Below are 16,647 nucleotides of genomic sequence, written 5' to 3'. Positions count from 1 at the left end.
AAGAAGTCCTTGCCGCCTGGAAAGCTCGTTGGGATCTGGAGCGGGTGCATCGCCTGCTCAAACAGAACCTGGGTTTATCCAAATGCCTCTCTCGTTCCTATGCTACTCAACTCAAACATGCTGACCTGGCCATCGAGGCCCTACACCTTATTCGACAGCAAAAACAACTACATCCAGATCTTTCTTGGCGGACAGCACAGCACAATGCCGCAAAAATCCTCAAATCCCAGCTACTGACCGTACTCCCTGCCCTTTCAGTCTGACTTTATGCCCTTTTTTTACTACTTTTCACTACAGTTCAATCTCTTGTTAGACACAACTGTAAACCCAGGCCGTAACAGGAGTGTGAAAAGGGGGTGCTTGGTGGCCATGAACTAATCGCTATCGGTTTGGTTTGAGCTTTTATACCGGATTCAAAAAGACAGTTTACAAAACCAAAAACCCCATAGGTTGTTTTTTTGAAGCCTGGAGCACACCCCTCCCTTGAGTACCGGCGCTAGCCGGGGGCCGATGGCCCTTCACTGTCGGTCGGCGAAGAAAGCGTCTCCCTTCCAAGGGGCGGTATCGCCCTCCGCTACGCGGATAACTTCCAAGGGGCGGTATCGCCCTCCGCTACGCGGATAACTTCGGCCTTGTTGATTCGTTACCCAATGGTGACGAATCAACCGAATCTGGTATTACACTTCCCGATACCGATCCCGGTGCATTAGCAAAGCCAGGCCCAAGCCCAGATACACCATTATCAGGCTGCTGCCACCTTTAGAAACCAGCGGCAGTGTCAGTCCCGTTACGGGGGCTAGCCCCAGGGTAACCGCAATGTTGACCACCACCTGAAAAGCCAGCATCGAGAGCACCCCGGTAATCACGAGCCGATCCTCCATTCGCACACATTCCACAATCATTCGGCCCAGGCGGAAGAAAAGCAGAGCGTACAGCAATATCAGACTTGCGGCCCCAGCAAAGCCCCATTCCTCGGCCAGCACAGAATAGATGAAGTCGGTCTGGCGCTCGGGCACAAACCCCAGTTGGGTCTGGGTGCCTGCGCCAAAGCCCTTCCCCATGAGCCCCCCCGAGCCAATGGCAATGGTGGACTGGATTTGCTGGAAGCCCTTGCCGCGGGGGTCTTTGGATAAATCAAACAAAATTTCGACCCGGTCGCGCTGGTACTGGCTCAGGTTGGGCCAGATGACTGTGGGAACCAGTAAAGCTGCGGCTACCAGTCCCAGAATGATATGCTGCGCAGGCATCCCGCGCACGAACAAAATGCCCAGAAACCCAGCAATGAGCACCAGCGTGCCCCCCAGGTCGGGCTGGATGAACACCAACCCCAGGACGGGCGCTGCCAGCAAAACCGGTAAAACGTAATCCAGTGGCCGTTCCAGGGGACGGACTGCCAACACCCGGGCCAGTACCAGAATGAGTCCAATTTTGGCGATCTCGAGGGGCTGAAAGCTTACCGGCCCCAGGTCGAACCAGGCTTTGGCTCCATTGATCTCACGCCCTACCAGCAGGACCAGCACCAGCATTGCTACCGAAACCGAATAGAGTGGGAAGGCCCACGAGAGCACCTGGCGGCGCGAGAACAGTTGTATCAGCAGTCCCACAGAAAGCGCGATTGGAAACGCAATGAGTTGTTGCAGCCAGACCCCACGGCTGGGGGCCGCGCTGTAAAGCGTGACCAGTCCGACCAGGTTAATGAGCAAAACCAGGCTAATCAGCACCCAATCGTAGGCAAATACTGGAACCCTGCGTAACGTCACCCCCTTAGTCTATCCAGGTGCGGTGAGATTTGTCAGTTTAGGTGGTATTGCTAACAAACGTAACTGAATCCGACGAATGATGGCAAAACAATGCTAAACTTTGGTTTGGGAAAACAGGAGGACGAAAGACCATGGACGAAATCATCACCATTGGCGCGGCTGTGATTATCGGCTTGTTGCTGGTTATGTTCATATTTTTTGTGAAGGATAAAGGTTTGCCCAATAAAGACCACTAGCTTGTACGACCCCAACGACCTTCCGACCTCTCAAACGATTTTCTTCAGTGGCTACAAAGCTTGGGGTTTAGTTTTACAAACCGATTAAGCCTCGAGCCGGTGGCTAATGGCCGAAAAAGGAAGGCCCGCCCGCCCGTGACTTGTGACCTGAGACCTGCACAGCTTATTATTTTTAAATCGCGCAAATGTTGTTTTTCTAACTTCATTTCGGGCTTCTAATCTAACGAATTTACGCCGATAGTCCTGGATAGCGTAATATATCGCCAGGAGGCAGTTATGCGCGAGGTGTTGGTAGTCTCGGCAGTGCGCACCCCCATTGGGCGATTTGGTGGGTCGCTAAAGGACTTTTCGCCCGTGGATTTGGGGGCACACGTGATGAAGGCGGCCCTCGAGCGAGCAGGATTGAGTGGCACCGACCTGGATTTGTTCGTGTTTGGACAGGTTTTGCGGGCCGGGCATGGGCAGTTACCGCCCCGTCAGGCGGCCTTCAAGGCGGGCATCCCCAGCACCGTGGATGGCTACGCGGTGGACATGGTGTGCGCTTCGGGAATGCAGGCCGTGGCCAGCGGGGCGCTGGCCATCAAAAACGGCGACGCCGATGTGGTGCTGGTAGGCGGGATGGAGTCCATGACCCAGACTGGCTTTTACCTCTCGAGCCGGGCGCGCTGGGGCTACAAATATCTGGCCGGTGCGCCGGAGCAACTGCAGGATATTCTGCAAAGAGACGGGCTTTCCGATCCCTTCAGCGGCGAAGCCATGGGTGACCAGACCGAGCGCCTGGCTGCCGAGTTTGGCGTCACCCGCTCTGAGCTCGATGAGATAGCCCTGCACTCCCACCTGCGGGCGGCCAGGGCCCAGGAGGCCTGCCATTTCAGCAAGGAGATTGTGCCCCTCGAGGTCAAGACCCGCAAAGGGGTGGAGAAGGTGGAAAAAGACGAAGGCGTGCGGCCCGATACCACTCTAGAATCGCTTTCTGCCTTACGCCCGGCCTTCAAAAAAGACGGGGTACTTACCGCCGGCAACGCTTCGCAAATCTCCGATGGGGCCGCCGCCCTGGTTCTGGCCAGCCCCGAAGCGGTACACAAGCATGGGCTAAAGCCCATCGCCCGGATTTTGGGCAATAGCTGGGCTGCCGGTGAGCCCTGGCGCTTCCCCGAGGCACCGGTTCCCGCCGTTAAAAAGCTGTTGGAAAAGCTCAAGCTTAGCGTTTCCGACTTTCACCTCTTTGAAAATAACGAAGCTTTTGCCCTCAACAACCTTTTGTTCAACCGCTTGCTGGGTGTGCCCATGGACAGCCTGAACGTGCATGGGGGAGCCATTGCCCTGGGTCACCCCATTGGGGCTTCGGGAGCCCGAATCCTGACCACCCTGATTCATGCCTTGCACACCCACGGCCTGGAGCGCGGCCTGGCTGCCATCTGCCACGGAACTGGTGGCTCCACCGCGATGGCCCTGGAAGCCGTGGGCCAGTAGTTCGTTGGGTAAATGCTCAGGTGCTCTGGCCGCCTACGGAGTCGCCGAAAGCCGAAAGCAACGCTCAAAATACATAAAAGCAACGTGCGGCCCATGAGGGCAGGCCTACTCAGCTAACTGGTGGCTTGAGGGGCCTTGCTGCATCCTTTAGCGGAGGGTTTTTTCATCTCTGCGTGCTAGCATCGGGAGTGGAGGTATTATCATGAATCAGGAATCCAAAAAGACCTGGACGGAAGAACTCGAGGTCTCGGGCGGCCAGCTTGTAGATAAACTCAAAGAACTGCTGCAACAGGCCAACACCCGCCGGGTCACCATCTGCAAAGCCAATGGGGAGGAAATTTTCTCGGTGCCCCTGACCGTGGGCATTCTGGTAGGGGGTGTGGTGACCTTTGCGGCTCCCGTACTTGCGGCGCTGGGGGTGATTGCCGGGCTGGCCAGCAAGGTCAAGCTTCGCGTCGAGCGCGAAGAGGGGGCTACTACCGAAATTCGACCCGAAGACAAACTGGACTGAGTACTGGAGGACGGAATGGACAACACCTCAAAACCCGAAGAAAAAACCTGGGTTGAGGAAATACAGGTACAAGGCGGTGAGCTGGTCGGTAAGATCCAGGAGCTACTGCGCGACGCTACTGCCACGCGAGTAACGATCTGCAAGCCCAACGGCGAAGAGTTGATTTCACTACCGCTCACGGTGGGCGTGTTGGTGGGAGGCTTGCTCACCCTGGCGGCCCCGCGGCTGGCGGCCATTGGGGCCATTGGGGGGCTGATTGCCCAGTTCAAGCTCAAGGTAGAGCGTCACAGTGACGGACAGGTAGAAGTGAGAACCCTCGAGGAAGAATCCAGGACCGACTTCCCCGACCAACCCGCTTAAGTACAATCCGGTTCTGCGAACTTGACTATTCGCCCGCACCCCAAAAGGTATTCAGGAAATCCGCTGAGGTAAAAGCTCGTCCAGGCTTACCTCCTCGATGCTCCAGTTGACCTCCACCACCTCGTACTCAGCCTGGGCTGCGATGAAGTCGGCGGCCTCGCGCAAGATTGTCTCAACCCAGACCCCGTCGTAGCCGATCAGGCTGAAACCCACCACCTCCCAGTCGTGGTCGTCCTGTCCGGCCAGCCGGGCCGCCGAGACCGGGAAGCGCGAGCGCAGCCGCTCGATGGCCGGCTTGACCAGGGCCCGTTTTTCCTTGAGGCTTTTCACCCAGGGCATCTCGAGGCGCGCGGTATAGAGGCCCAGGTAGGCTTTCATACCTAGATTGTGCCACAAAGAAAGGCCCAGCAAACACCAATCTCTGGATAAAGGGACTGGTGCATGCGGATCAGGTTTGGGCTGGGGGGTCCAGCGCGATCCGCTCCGCTCCGCAATACACGTTGAAAGCACCGCGGAGAAAACCCACCAGGGTAAGGTTGAATTGACTGGCCAGCTCCACAGCAAGGCTGCTCGGGGCCGAGATGGCCGCCAGAATTGGGATGCCCGCAGCCAGGGTTTTCTGGGCGAGCTCGTAGCTGGCCCGCCCGCTGACCAGGACGATGTGCTCGCAGAGGGGAAGCCGGTTTTCCAGGAATGCCCAGCCCAAAAGCTTGTCCAGTGCATTATGGCGGCCCACATCCTCACGTAGGGCCAGGAGCTTCCCGAATTGGTCGAACAGGGCGGCTGCGTGCAGCCCCCCGGTTCGCTGGAAGAGCGCCTGGTGCTGGCTCAGTAGCCCCGGCAACTCAACTAACATCTGACTCGAGACTTTAAAGCCCGGCTCTAGGGGCTCGTAGCGCAAGCGCAGGTTCTCCAGCCCCGCCTTGCCACAGACCCCACAGGCCGAGGTAGTGTAAAAGTGGCGCTCGAGGGGGGCCAGGCTCGGCAGTGTATCCGAAGCTAGCTCGATGTTCACAATGTTGTACTGCTGGGGTTCGCCGGGGTCGGTGCAGTAGGCTATGCGGCGTATTTCGCTCCGGCTGGCAACAACCCCTTCGGCAAACAGGAATCCGGCGGCAAGCTCAAAGTCGTGGCCTGGCGTTCGCATGGTTACGGCCAGGGTGCGGCTTTCGCCCAACCCCGACTGCAAGCGAATTTCCAGCGGCTCCTCGGTGGCGAGCTGGTCGGATCTGGAAAAAGCCCGTCCGCGCTCAACCCGCAGCAGCCGCGTTGGAGTGCGGGCTTTGTGGCGGTGGTTGGGTGTGGATATAGACATACACCTCTTTGTAGGCCGGAATTTTGGCTTGCCTCGAGCGCAGCTTGGGGTCAAGCAGGACGTTGCCCTCCGGCCAGTGTACCTGCACGCTGCCAGGGAATACGTCGGCAGGGAAAACGGTGACGGGTAGTGTGCCAAAAGCGTTGTGCAGCCAGATGCGCTGGCCAGGTTTCAGGCCCAGTTTTTGCAGGTCGCTCACATCCATCAACACTGCGTCGCGGGGTGCGCCGTTGATGGGGTCGGTGGCTTCGTGCACCATGCTGTTGAACTGCTTGCCGCGCCGGGTAACCAGGCGAAACGCCCCCTCTGGAACAGGGTTGGCCGGTAGTTTGACCGGCCTGAACTGGGCCCGCCCGTCTGGGGTAGGGCAGACCCCGTCCGGGCACAGGTGGGGGCCCCCATACTGGAAGGCATCGCCTTTTTGGCCAAGGTGCTGGATGCCGTCGTAAAGCGGAACAACCTGGGCAATTTCGCTCCGCACGGCGGCGGTATCGGCAAAGCGCACCTTCTGTGAGAGCTCGGGCTTGCACATCCGGGCCACAATTTCCTGGAACACCTGCCCCTCCCACCGGGCTTCGGCGATGCGGGGGCCAGGAATTTCGGGGCTAAAGATAACCCGGCGTTCGGTGCTGGTCTCGGTACAGCCGCCCGGAATCTCGTACCGGGTGGTAGTGGGCAGCAAGATAACCTCTTCGGCCGGCTCGACTAGCATCTGCGAGGAGAGCACAATGTCCTGGTGCACGCGCAGCGGAACCTGGGCCAGGTGGGCCTCGGCCTGGGCCGGGTTGGGCAGGGTTTCCAGGAAGTTGCCCCCCACACTCCACAAGACCTCGAGGCTCCCCTCGAGCATCTCCGTTACGGTCAGGCCCGGCTGAGGGGGCACCGGAAAGCCCCACTGCTGGGCCAAGGCTGCTGCCGTCTCGGGGTTAATGGGCACGCCCCCCGGAAACACCGAGGCATAGGCCCCCATCTCGGCCCCGCCCTGCACCCCCGAGTGCCCCCGGATGGGCATCAGGCCAGAGCCTTCGCGCCCCAGGTAGCCCCGCGCCAGCCCCAGATTAATGATGCTCTGCACGGTATCCTCGCCCGAGGCGTGCTGGGTAATGCCCATACTCCAGACCAGCACGGCCTTCTCGGCCTTGGCCAGTAGCAGAGCGAACTCGAGCATCTCCGCTCGGCTAACCCCGGAAAGCTGCTCGAGCTCTTCCCATGAGGTTGCCAAAACCTGGGCTTTTACCTCCTCAAAGCCCCGGGTGTGCTCGGCGATGAAGCTGTGGTGGAGGCAGTCCTGCTCTATCAGGTGCTTCAGGGTTCCGGCGATGAAGGCGCTGTCGCCCCCTGGCTGGACCCGAAAGAAGTGGTCGGTAATCCGGGTGCCAAACAGCGCACTCTCGGGGTCGGAGGGAATCCAGTAGTGCTGCATGGCCGGCTCCAGGTAGGGGTTCACACAAACCACCCGGGTTCCAGCTTTTTTGGCGTAGTAGAGATATTTCATCATCACCGGCTGGTTGACCGCCGGGTTGGAGCCAAAAAACACCACCAGGTCGGTGCCAATGAGGTCGCGGTAGCTGCAGGTCGTAGCCGCTACACCCAGCGAGGCCTTGAGCGCTACGGTGCTGGGGCTATGACAGATGCGGGCGGCGTTGTCGATGTTGTTGCTGCCCAAAGCCCGCACCGCTTTCTGGACTACGTAATAGGTCTCGTTGGGGGTGCCCCGGCTGGTCAGGTAGAAGCCCATCTTTTCCGGGGGAGTTTTACAAAGCTTCCAGGCAATACGATCCAGGGCCTCGTCCCAACTGATGCGGGTGAACCCCGGTTCCCCCCTGCGACGACGCATGGGGTAAGGGAGGCGGCCCAGCGCCCGCAGCTCGGCAGAGCTTTTGCTGCGCAGGCGCTCCACATCCGCCAACTGCTCGATATCCAGCGGCCCCATGGTGTTGAGCCGCAGGAGCCGCAGCCGGATATTGCAGAGGTGAATGCCCTCGATGGTCCAGTCCCGAAGGCCGCTTGTGCCCAGCGCACAACCATCACAGACCCCATCTTGCAGAATGCGCCAGGCGTACTCGAGGTTGTCGGCGTTTTCGGCCAGAGCCCGGAAGACCTCGAAAAAGTTGTTGGGCTTCTGCAAGCCCAGCCCAAAAGGCCGCAGGCTGACCCAGGTTTCAGGGCTCCACCCTTTTTTTACCGCCTTGAGTGCCACGCCACGCCTCCGCTGAATGGCTTTATTCTAATGCCTCATCTGAGAAGTGTTTTGTAAGCGCGGGTTGTGGTGTTGCCGACAAACCCGCCGGATACTTCAGCCAATTGCCTTTCCAGTCGAAGTATTCCAGTGCCCCCAAGCGTTTCTTGTAGTCATACTCGGATGGTTCCTTGTAGGCATAACCGGGATAGTAAAACGCTTTGCCCCAGGCCTTTGAAAGCTTTATTGAGTGAAGAATCATCAGAATGCCTAGGCTGCGTTTCTGGTAAGCCGGGTCGAAGCACTGGTAAACACTGGAAGTGGCCTGCGCCCCTTCATCCAGATAGCTGATGCCCACCAGGCGGCCCTGGTGGTGCAGGGTCAGGCTGTGGCAACGGCAAGGAATGTGCGACGGATGCCTGGAAACAAAGTTGTAGATACTTTCTGGAATGCTATGGGTGAAGCGGGTTTTGTGCCGCTCAAAAAGTGCTTCCACCTCGGCGTTCACAAAGGCGCGTTGGAGCTCCAGCCGCAGGTCTGCGTTCTTCTTGAGCACCCGTCGCTGGCCCCGGCTAAAGGTGTGCTCGGCCAGCCGCACCCGAAGGGGTAGCACGGTGTGGTTTTGCAGGCGGCTGTAGCGAAAAAAATACATCCCAAAGTGCCGCCAGCCCTCCGCCCAGAGCGCATCCATCTGCTCAGCTGCAACCGCTTGGGCCAGAAAATACTCATCGAGGCGGGTGGACATGGTTTATTCAGCTTACGGGATCGATGAACCTTCACTTTGCCACCCTGCGGCGTCGTGTATTTGGCTGAAGGGGTTAATAAATTTTGTACCCACTTATACCAGATTCGGTTAGTTCGTCACCATAGGGTGACGAACTAACCCGACCGAAGAGAGTGCTCTAGGATTCAAAAAGACAGCCTCTGGTGTTTTTGGTTTTGTAAACTGTCTTTTTGAATCCGGTATTAGTGATTAGACGGCGTCCAACTGGCGAACTGCTGAGCCAGGCTTACCCTGGGGCGACCTAAACCGACTTCAGATGAGCGTGAAAAAGTGGGTCGAATAACTCGGGCTTTTCCATGTGGGGGGAGTGGCCGGTATCCGGGATGACCTCTTCGCGGTACGAACCACCGCTGGCTGCGTACTGCTCGAGTACATACCGGGTCTGGCCCACCATCGGCTGCGGGGGATGCACTTCGTCGCCGGGCCAGCCGGGAACCACGCCCAGCTTGCCCAGGGTGCCCATGTTGAACAGGCTCATGTCGCTCACAATCTGGTCGTCGGAGCCGCGCACCCAGAGGATGGGGGGCTTGACAGGCGCCGCTAGCATCTTCTCCACGCTGTCGCCGATGTACTTGGGCGAGATGGCGTTGGCCGGGCCCCACCTGCCCGGGGCCACCCCCGGCCAGTGGGGCGAGGCTTCCAGGTCGCCGGGATACTTGTCCGGCCCAATCTTCTCGGAGAGAACCCCCGAGAGCAGGGCCTCTTCGCGGGAATGCCGGAAGGGCGGCTTCCAGTAGAAGCTGTTCATAACAGTGCGGGGGGAAGCCTGAAACTCGGTACCGCGGTAACCCTCGGCAATGAGCCGGGCGAACTCGGGATTAACGATGCCGCCCCCCGAGCCGGCAAAATCGTGAGCGCAAGGGGTTCCCCGCACGTCCTTGGTGCCGCCAAAGCCGAAGGGTGAGCCCGGTGCGATTACGGTAGCCGTATAGATTCGCTCAGGGGCAGTCGCCAGCAGGGCCCAGACCACGCTGCCCCCCAGCGAGTGGCCGGCCACATGAAAGCGGGCATAGCCGAGTACGTCCATCAGTCCCAGCAGGTCGTCCACCCAGTCCATGCAGCCCCGGGTAGCATCAATCAGCTTGTCTTCGGTATCGCCGTAGCCTCGCAGGTCGGGCGCAATGGCGCGGAAGCCGGCGGGCAAGGCCAGTATGGTCTCCTCCCAGAAGGTGCTGCTGCTGGCGTTGCCGTGGATAAGAAGCACCGGTACGCCATCGGCAGCCCCCCGCAGCAGCACGTGCATGTTCAGGCGTGGGGTCTCGATCATCTTGGACAAAATGCCCGGCAGGTTAGGGATGGAACCCATGGCACACTCCTTCGCGTTTGATTTAGATTAATGTTACTGGGCTACTGTTACAAACTTGCAACGTGGTGTTGTGTTCGTTTGGCCTCAAGAAGGCAATCCCCACCTGTAAGAGCCAGGTGGGAACAAGCGAACAGCGGCAGAGGTCAGAATCCGAGTCCTAGCCGCAGCGCGAAACGCCCGCTGGGGTTGCGCTGGCTGAAGCCATAATCGAGTCGGATGGGGGGCAGAATGGCGCCCAGCAAGTCGAGGTTAATCTGCAGGCCAACTCCTACCCCCAGGAAAAAAGAGTCCAGGTCGCCAGTAGCAGGCCAGATGCGGCCAAAATCGGTAAACACAAAGCCATAGATATTGGTTCCGCCTGTAGGGCTCAGGCCAAAATCGTAGCCATACTCGAGGGTGCCATTGAGTACAGTGGTTCCCTTGTCCAGAAAGCGGGGGTCGTAACCGCGCAGGGTGGTGATGTCAGTACTATTACCGCCCAGGCTGAACTTCTGGCTGTCCTGCGCTGTACCCAAAATGGTCCCAAACGACAGCCTCAGGCTGATGGCCTGACGGGCTGCCTGGTCAATCTGGAAGTAGTTTCTGCCCGTCACCACGACCGGCACATACTGGGTCACATCGCCGCCTTTTGGGAAGGTAATGCCATAGCCAGTGCTGAGGTTGACCGAGAAGCCTTGGGTGGGGAAGGTGGGGCTGTTCAGGGTGCTGTAGGTGGCGCCTAGATTGAGGGTAATGGCCTGAAACTCACGCACGTTCTGCTCGAACTTGCTTTGCGCATCTTGCAGCAGGGCGTTGCTACAAGCGGTATCCTCGGCGATCGGAGGGTTGGCCTTGTTGCTGGAGTCCGGCACCTTGATCAAGCACCTCGGGCGATTGGCGTCGTTGACTTCCAGAAAGGGAATACTCCATTCCCACCCCAGGCCTGCTGAAAGGCGCAGGTTGGGGAAGTCGCGGCTCAGTGGACGGGAAATGGAGAAGTTGATGCCAGTTTTGCGTTCGGTGTACTGCCAGACCGAGGTTTGGTCTTTGTCGTCTATGACCCCGTCTCCGTTCAGGTCTGGGGTTCCGCCGCCATACTGCTGCTGAAGGGGATAGTTGATGTTGGCCTGCGGCTGGCTGTACACACTAACCCCAAACGAGGTGCGCACGTCCTTGAAGTCGGCGAAATCCAGGTAGACCCAGGGAATTCGATAAGAGGCGCTGAAGGTCAGGAACTGACCGGCATCGTTGGGGTTGATGCCCAAGGTCACGTTGTACTGGTGGGCCAGCCCCCAAAGGTTGGTATCGCTTATGCCGATGTTGCCTTCCCAACCTGTCAGGCTGCTCCAGGAGATCCCTGGAATGAAGCTACCGGTTTGAGCTTCGCGGAAGCTCAGCACGATGATGATGTCTTCAGGTTTTTCGCCTTGCTGGGGTCGTACCCCTGGGGGTTCACGCAGCAACCCGGTGCGAAGAATATTGGTGATGCCCTGTCGCAAGGCGTTCACTGAGAACAGGCTGCCGACGGGGGGCATCTCGCGCAAAAAAACACTGGGGTCGGTGCGGGTCAGGGCAGGTTCTATGCGGTAACCCGCGATGCGCAATTCGCGCAACCGCTGCACATAGACCCCATCGCGGAAGGTGATGTCGGGCTGGCCCACCAGGTCGAAACCTGCATCGCGGTACTCCCGCAGGACTCGAGCAAAGTCTTCGTTGGCCAGAGCCGGGTTGTATTCATCGCCCGGTTTGAGGCGAAGCCTGGGCAGCAGTTTTTCGGTGGGAATTGCGGTATTGCCCTCGATGCGAACCTCGCGGATGGCTCCGAAGCGCTGCTCACCGGCCTGGAAGGTCAGGCGCACCCCATCCTGGCTCACCCGCTCGGGGCGAAAGTCAATTACCCGGCTGATGCTACGGGACAAGGTATTAACACCGTCCAGGATTTGATCTACGTTGAAGGGATCGCCTACCTTGAGGCCGAGCGAGCTGATATCAACCCCTCGAGCATTGATCTCGGCAATCTTGAGCTCACTAAACGCCACTCGAAGCACGCCGTCTACCAGGGCGGTGCGAGCCAGATCTACCCCACTGCCCCGAAAACCGGCTGCGGCGTACACATCGCCAGTGCGGCCCACCGCATCGCGGAAACGCTCGAAGGAGAAGCGCCCGTTTTCCGCCACCGGTTGAAAGAGGGGCTCGAGGCGCTCTTTGGGTACGTAGGTAGCAGTTCCAACCTCCACCGACTTCAATTCAGGGTTCTCCTCCACATTGAAGTTAAGCTCCACTCCCCCCGGCACATCCTTGGCTTCAGGGGTAACTCTGGGTTCAAAAGGAAAGCCCTCATTGCGATAGATACGGGCCAGTGCCTGGGCGGCCTCGGTGGACTTTTTGGGATTGAATATCGAGCCTACCCCAATGGCTTGCTCAGTTTCCAGGTAGCGCAGAACGTTGGCTTCGGGGAAGGCTTTGGAAGAAGCCGTAACCTTGGTAATGGCCGGGTTGGTCGTGACCTCTACTACCAGCTTGTTGCCATCCAGGCGAACCCTGGCATCCCGGAAATAGCCCGTACCCAGCACGGCGGCCCGGGCCTGCTCCAGATCGCCGGGTTCATCGCCTACCCCAAAAGGCAGTGAGATGCGCACCAGTGCAGCCAGTACCGTATCGGTACCCCGTACCTCCACCTCCTCGATGGGGGCCGCCAGGGCCATACCCAGCAACATCACCAGGGGCAACAATCGTTTCATGCTGCCAACCATATGCGAGGTGCGTGAAGCGTGAGTGAGAGCGGATTTTATCAAACGCCCCGAGGCTATGGGTAAGGTTAGGAAGCCATTCTGGTTTTGAGGCATACCGCATCAGCTTACTATCCTCCAGTGGATTAAGGTGAAACCCCTTTCCAGCTTGCCTACGCCCATCAGTCACCTGCTTTTCTCGAGTCTGCCTTGAGCGCTGTCATTCGCAAGACAGTTTAGTTAACTGAAACTTGCATTTATACCAGATTCGGTTAGTTCGTCACCAAACGGTGACGAACTAACCCGACCGAAGTTATCCGCGTAGCGGAGGGCGATACCGCCCCTTGGAAGTTATCCGCGTAGCGGAGGGCGATACCGCCCCTTGGAAGCGAGACGCTTTCTTCGCCGACCGACAGTGAAGAGCCATCGGCCCCCGGCTAGCGCCGGTACTCAAGGGAGGGGTGTGCTCTAGGATTCAAAAAGACAGCCTCTGATGTTTTTGGCTTTGTAAACTGTCTTTTTGAATCCGGTATTACTCATCCAAACCGTTCCCATTCCAAAAAAAGCGACCTGGTCATTCCGAGAAGGCGTATCCGACCAGGAATCAGATACGTCTGCTGGCTAAAAAGAAAGGGATTTTTAGCGTGCCGGGTTGACCATTGTAGGGTCGAAGTTATGCATGAACTGCCAGGACACAAGTCCGTAGCTAAAGGTGTCTTAGGTGCAGATAAGTTACGGCCAAGCAGCCAGCACCACTCAGCTTATTTACCCATGTGCGACCATAGCCAGTAACCGATAAAGGCCATGCACAAAAGCAAAAACCCAACCGGTAAAAAGGAGAAGTTTCGTCGCCTTACTCGCATGTTGGGTGAGGTGGGGGTGTTGGCTTTGAAAGCCCGTTTGATTGCACTGGCATCGGCCTCGTTGAATATGGACTTACCTGAACGCCAATCTTTGGCGGTTTTCCAGTCGTTGCGGGCATGGGCAGGTACGTCGGGAATGGTTTGTACGGGGGGCGGCGAGATGGTTTTGGGCGCGTTGGAATGCTGGTCAATTTGCAGCTCGAGGGAGTCGGTCAGGCTTTGAAGCTCGAGGTTGTGCGGGGCCAGCCGCAACGCATGGTTCAGGGCGTATTGGGCCTTGTCCAGGTCGCCCAATTGCGCCAGGGCCTTAATGTGCAACAAGAGCAACGGCAGATTGTCAGGGTCTTCAACCAGGCCCTCTTTAGCGCTGCTGGCTGCTTGTTTATAGTCACCCAGCATCAAGAAAGCCTCGGCCCTGACCCGCCAGTAATCAGGCCAGCCCAAATCCATCCAGGAGACCCTGTCCAGTACCCTTAGAGCCAATAAGGGCTCTCCTCTGGACAGGTGTTGTAGCGCACGCTCAATTCCGGTAGTGGCATCGAGTTGAGTCATGAAGGTCTAAACCTCTCCCTGCCCTTACCCTAACAAGGATGGGAGGTAAGGGAGGTGATTTCTAAACACTCGACGGATACCAGATTCGTTGGTTTCGCCACCGAAGGGTGAGGCTTTTTTCGTCGACCGTCGGGAGGGGTGTGCCCTGGGATTCAAGAAGTCAACCTGTGGGGTTTTTGGTTTTAAAAACGGTGTTTTTGAATCCGGTGTAAGCAGACCTCGCCATGGGCTTTTTACTTTCTGATTTTCATGGAGTCGGTTGGCAGGGGCAGATGCTTAACAGCAAGGGTAATTTCAGCACCCCAGCCCGAGCGAAACCGGCTATGATAAATCATGCAGCCTAGCAAAGAAACCCTATGTTCTGGCCAGGTTGCAAGGCGTGTTTTTGGGTCAGGCTTGAAAAGCCTTTAGCCCTACCGCGAGTAGCCGTTACAAGGGAGGTACCCTATGAAGCTCGGCCCCAAGGTTCGCAGCGAACTCCTCTCCCGCATCAGCTCCAATCCCGATATTCTCCGCGGTAGGCCGCGACTCAAAGGAACCCGCATCGCAGTGCATATGGTCTTAGAAGCCCTGGCCTCCCAAATGTCCATCGAGGAGGTGCTGGTGCAGTGGCCCGAACTGACACGGCAGGACATCCAGGCCGCGCTGCTGTACGGGGCCCGCTCCACCAACTACGAGTGGATTGCCCTGCACGAGGAGTGATATCAGCTTTACACAGACAGTCCATTTTGAGACGTGCGTTGAAGTCCCTTGTCCGGCAGCACCCAGGAGCAACCCATGCGCAGCCGTCGGTTTTTCTCGTGGCGTGGGCGGGGTGTTGCCGCCTTCTCCCACCCGGGGGAGAAGGCAAGCGGATATAGTCTTGGTATCATGCGCATTCTGCTCGACGAGAACATTCCCCAGCGGGTGCTGTGGTGGCTGATTGGCGAAGGCCACGAGGTGGTCACGGCGCGGGAGGCAGGCCTTACCGGGCGCTCCGATGCCGTTCTGTATGCCTATGCCGAGCGACACAACTACGTGCTGGTCACGCTCGACCTGGACTTTTCTGATCCCCTACGCTTTCCCCTCAGTTTTCCGCGCATCGTGCTGCGCCCTGTGGTGATTGACCCCGAGCTGATGCGCGAGATTTTGCGCGATGTGTTCAGAGAGGGCTACCCGCTGTGGGGCGAACTTTATGTGGTGCAGCCGGAGGGCATCGCTCGGTATAGTGAGGAACTGTGAAATGGGTGGAGTGTCCAAGGGATTCCTGGCAGGGGTTTGGCCGGTTCATCCCCACCGAAGAAAAGGTGGCGTATTTGCAGAGGCTGCTCGAGGCCGGTTTCCACAGCCTCGACCTGACCAGTTTTGTTTCGCCCAAGTGGGTACCCCAGCACGCCGACGCCGAGGCCGTACTGACGGCTTTGCCTGCACCGGAGGGGCACGAGTATCTGGCTATTATCGGTAACCTGAAGGGCTTAGAGCGGGCCCTGAAAGCCCCGCACCTGACCACGGTGGGCTATCCCTTCGCCATCTCGGAGACCTTCCAGCGTAAAAACCTCAACCTGGGCATCGAGGAATCCTGGCCGGTGCTGGAAGAATTGATAGCCCAGTCCCAAGGGCTGCGGTTTGTGGTGTATCTTTCAATGGCCTTTGGCAACCCCTACGGCGATGCCTGGGAGCCGGGTCTCACCGCGCAGTTTGTGGAGTGCATGCGGCAGCTAAAAGGGCTTTCAGGCATCGTGCTGGCCGACACCTACGGGGTGGCCTCGGCACAGACCATTGCCCAGACCCTCCAGGCGGTCGCCATGAGCGGGGGGCTCGACGAGAAGCTGGGCCTCCATCTGCACAGCCGCCCGGAAAACACCCTGGAGAAGGTACAGGTGGCCCTTCGGGCCGGGGTTCGCTGGCTCGAGGGCGCCCTGGGCGGCATCGGCGGCTGCCCTTTCGCGGGCGACGAGCTGGTGGGCAATCTGGCCACCGAGCAGGTGCTGCCCTATCTGGCGAAGCAAGGCCAGCACACCGGCGTTGACCTTGATCGGTTACCGGAACTCTCCGGCCAGGCCCTGCTGCTGCGCACCCAGTACGCCTAACCTCGCCGGAGCCCCAGTAACAAACCGGCCACAAAAGCCCCCCCAAAGGGCAGGTTGGTGGTAAGTACCCGCACCAAGGCGTCCCAGATGCTCTTGATCTGCTCCTGCTGCAGCAAGGGCTCCACATCGCGCTGGATGCGCGTCCAGTCCACGTTGATGTAGCCCATCGAGGCCAGCACCTGCACCACCACGAAAATCAGGCCCAGAAGGATGGCCACCCAGCGCCCCACGGTCTTAATGGCATAACCGACAGCAAAACCGGCCAGCCCGCCAAAGGTGAGCTGCCCGATATAGGGTTGGATCAGTTCCACGCTTCTATTGTGCCATGCTCGAGGGGAAATGCGCGGTCAGGATTTTTTACCCCACATTCCGCACCCCTCTACCCTGACTTTAGGATTTTGGGATGGAAACCGACGCTGATCTTCAGGTCTACGACCTGGCCCACCTGGGTCTGGTGGCTGGAATCATGGATCGGATGAAGCTGGTGGAGACGGTGGATCATCAGGTAGGGCCACGCCCCAACGAGAAGGT

The 16,647-nt window shown here is 58.5% G+C and carries 17 protein-coding genes; 8 read left to right on the top strand and 9 right to left on the bottom strand.

Features of this window, described 5'->3' with window-relative positions:
* Positions 1 to 263: hypothetical protein (locus tag Mhypo_RS18380; protein ID WP_420845996.1), on the top strand; the 263-nt coding region annotated here is incomplete at its 5' end.
* A gap of 414 nt (positions 264 to 677) precedes the next feature.
* Here Mhypo_RS18380 and Mhypo_RS14180 read toward each other — a convergent pair.
* Positions 678 to 1,760 carry an FtsW/RodA/SpoVE family cell cycle protein gene (locus tag Mhypo_RS14180; protein ID WP_119341940.1) on the bottom strand — a complete coding sequence of 361 codons (1,083 nt, stop codon included), beginning with the start codon at positions 1,758 to 1,760 and terminating at the stop codon, positions 678 to 680.
* 512 nt (positions 1,761 to 2,272) lie between these two features.
* On the opposite strand from Mhypo_RS14180, the gene Mhypo_RS14175 reads away from it, so the two are divergent.
* The 3 genes from Mhypo_RS14175 to Mhypo_RS14165 all read left to right on the top strand — a co-directional run bounded on the left by Mhypo_RS14175 (position 2,273) and on the right by Mhypo_RS14165 (position 4,340).
* A complete protein-coding gene (locus Mhypo_RS14175) occupies positions 2,273 to 3,469 on the top strand; it encodes a thiolase family protein (protein WP_119341939.1) in 1,197 nt (398 codons plus the stop codon).
* Positions 3,470 to 3,671: 202 nt separating this feature from the next.
* Positions 3,672 to 3,980 carry a DUF4342 domain-containing protein gene (locus tag Mhypo_RS14170; protein ID WP_119341938.1) on the top strand — a complete coding sequence of 103 codons (309 nt, stop codon included), beginning with the start codon at positions 3,672 to 3,674 and terminating at the stop codon, positions 3,978 to 3,980.
* Between the two features lie 15 nt (positions 3,981 to 3,995).
* Complete coding sequence (locus Mhypo_RS14165; protein ID WP_240637264.1) at positions 3,996 to 4,340, top strand: DUF4342 domain-containing protein; 345 nt, start codon at positions 3,996 to 3,998, stop codon at positions 4,338 to 4,340.
* Between the two features lie 51 nt (positions 4,341 to 4,391).
* Here Mhypo_RS14165 and Mhypo_RS14160 read toward each other — a convergent pair whose 3' ends face one another.
* From Mhypo_RS14160 to Mhypo_RS14130, 7 genes are all read right to left on the bottom strand, one after another.
* The gene (locus Mhypo_RS14160) at positions 4,392 to 4,718 is read right to left on the bottom strand and encodes a DUF503 domain-containing protein (protein WP_119341937.1); all 327 of its coding nucleotides are present in this window, start codon (positions 4,716 to 4,718) and stop codon (positions 4,392 to 4,394) included.
* A gap of 70 nt (positions 4,719 to 4,788) precedes the next feature.
* Positions 4,789 to 5,655, bottom strand: a complete 867-nt coding sequence (fdhD, locus tag Mhypo_RS14155; RefSeq protein WP_119341936.1) for a formate dehydrogenase accessory sulfurtransferase FdhD — start codon at positions 5,653 to 5,655, stop codon at positions 4,789 to 4,791.
* The gene (locus Mhypo_RS14150; RefSeq protein ID WP_119341935.1) at positions 5,591 to 7,855 is read right to left on the bottom strand and encodes an FdhF/YdeP family oxidoreductase; all 2,265 of its coding nucleotides are present in this window, start codon (positions 7,853 to 7,855) and stop codon (positions 5,591 to 5,593) included. The genes fdhD and Mhypo_RS14150 overlap by 65 nt, the downstream gene beginning before the upstream one ends.
* Before the next feature lie 22 nt (positions 7,856 to 7,877).
* Positions 7,878 to 8,579 (bottom strand): GNAT family N-acetyltransferase, encoded by a 702-nt coding sequence (locus Mhypo_RS14145; RefSeq protein ID WP_119341934.1) that lies wholly within the window; start codon positions 8,577 to 8,579, stop codon positions 7,878 to 7,880.
* A gap of 280 nt (positions 8,580 to 8,859) precedes the next feature.
* Positions 8,860 to 9,924, bottom strand: coding sequence for an alpha/beta hydrolase (locus tag Mhypo_RS14140; RefSeq protein WP_119341933.1), 1,065 nt, complete (start codon positions 9,922 to 9,924; stop codon positions 8,860 to 8,862).
* A gap of 143 nt (positions 9,925 to 10,067) precedes the next feature.
* The gene (locus tag Mhypo_RS14135; protein ID WP_240637263.1) at positions 10,068 to 12,644 is read right to left on the bottom strand and encodes a BamA/OMP85 family outer membrane protein; all 2,577 of its coding nucleotides are present in this window, start codon (positions 12,642 to 12,644) and stop codon (positions 10,068 to 10,070) included.
* A gap of 749 nt (positions 12,645 to 13,393) precedes the next feature.
* Positions 13,394 to 14,047, bottom strand: a complete 654-nt coding sequence (locus Mhypo_RS14130; RefSeq protein ID WP_119341931.1) for a tetratricopeptide repeat protein — start codon at positions 14,045 to 14,047, stop codon at positions 13,394 to 13,396.
* Positions 14,048 to 14,494: 447 nt separating this feature from the next.
* On the opposite strand from Mhypo_RS14130, the gene Mhypo_RS14125 reads away from it, so the two are divergent.
* The 3 genes from Mhypo_RS14125 to Mhypo_RS14115 all read left to right on the top strand — a co-directional run bounded on the left by Mhypo_RS14125 (position 14,495) and on the right by Mhypo_RS14115 (position 16,116).
* Entirely contained in the window at positions 14,495 to 14,749 is a 255-nt protein-coding gene (locus tag Mhypo_RS14125) for a DUF433 domain-containing protein (protein WP_119341930.1), read from the top strand.
* Positions 14,750 to 14,917: 168 nt separating this feature from the next.
* Positions 14,918 to 15,268, top strand: a complete 351-nt coding sequence (locus Mhypo_RS14120; protein ID WP_119341929.1) for a DUF5615 family PIN-like protein — start codon at positions 14,918 to 14,920, stop codon at positions 15,266 to 15,268.
* Entirely contained in the window at positions 15,265 to 16,116 is an 852-nt protein-coding gene (locus Mhypo_RS14115; RefSeq protein ID WP_119341928.1) for a hydroxymethylglutaryl-CoA lyase, read from the top strand. The genes Mhypo_RS14120 and Mhypo_RS14115 overlap by 4 nt, the downstream gene beginning before the upstream one ends.
* Here the strand turns inward: Mhypo_RS14115 and Mhypo_RS14110 are convergent.
* Positions 16,113 to 16,427, bottom strand: coding sequence for an FUN14 domain-containing protein (locus tag Mhypo_RS14110; protein WP_119341927.1), 315 nt, complete (start codon positions 16,425 to 16,427; stop codon positions 16,113 to 16,115). The two genes, Mhypo_RS14115 and Mhypo_RS14110, sit on opposite strands and share 4 nt — an antisense overlap.
* 92 nt (positions 16,428 to 16,519) lie before the next feature.
* Here Mhypo_RS14110 and Mhypo_RS14105 point away from each other — a divergent pair.
* The coding region (locus tag Mhypo_RS14105) for a DUF4277 domain-containing protein (RefSeq protein WP_119341926.1) at positions 16,520 to 16,647 on the top strand (128 nt) is incomplete at its 3' end.

The organism is Meiothermus hypogaeus (genome assembly GCF_003574035.1).
In the GTDB taxonomy this organism is placed as follows: Bacteria; Deinococcota; Deinococci; order Deinococcales; family Thermaceae; genus Meiothermus; species Meiothermus hypogaeus.
This window is presented reverse-complemented; position numbering and strand designations above follow the sequence as displayed.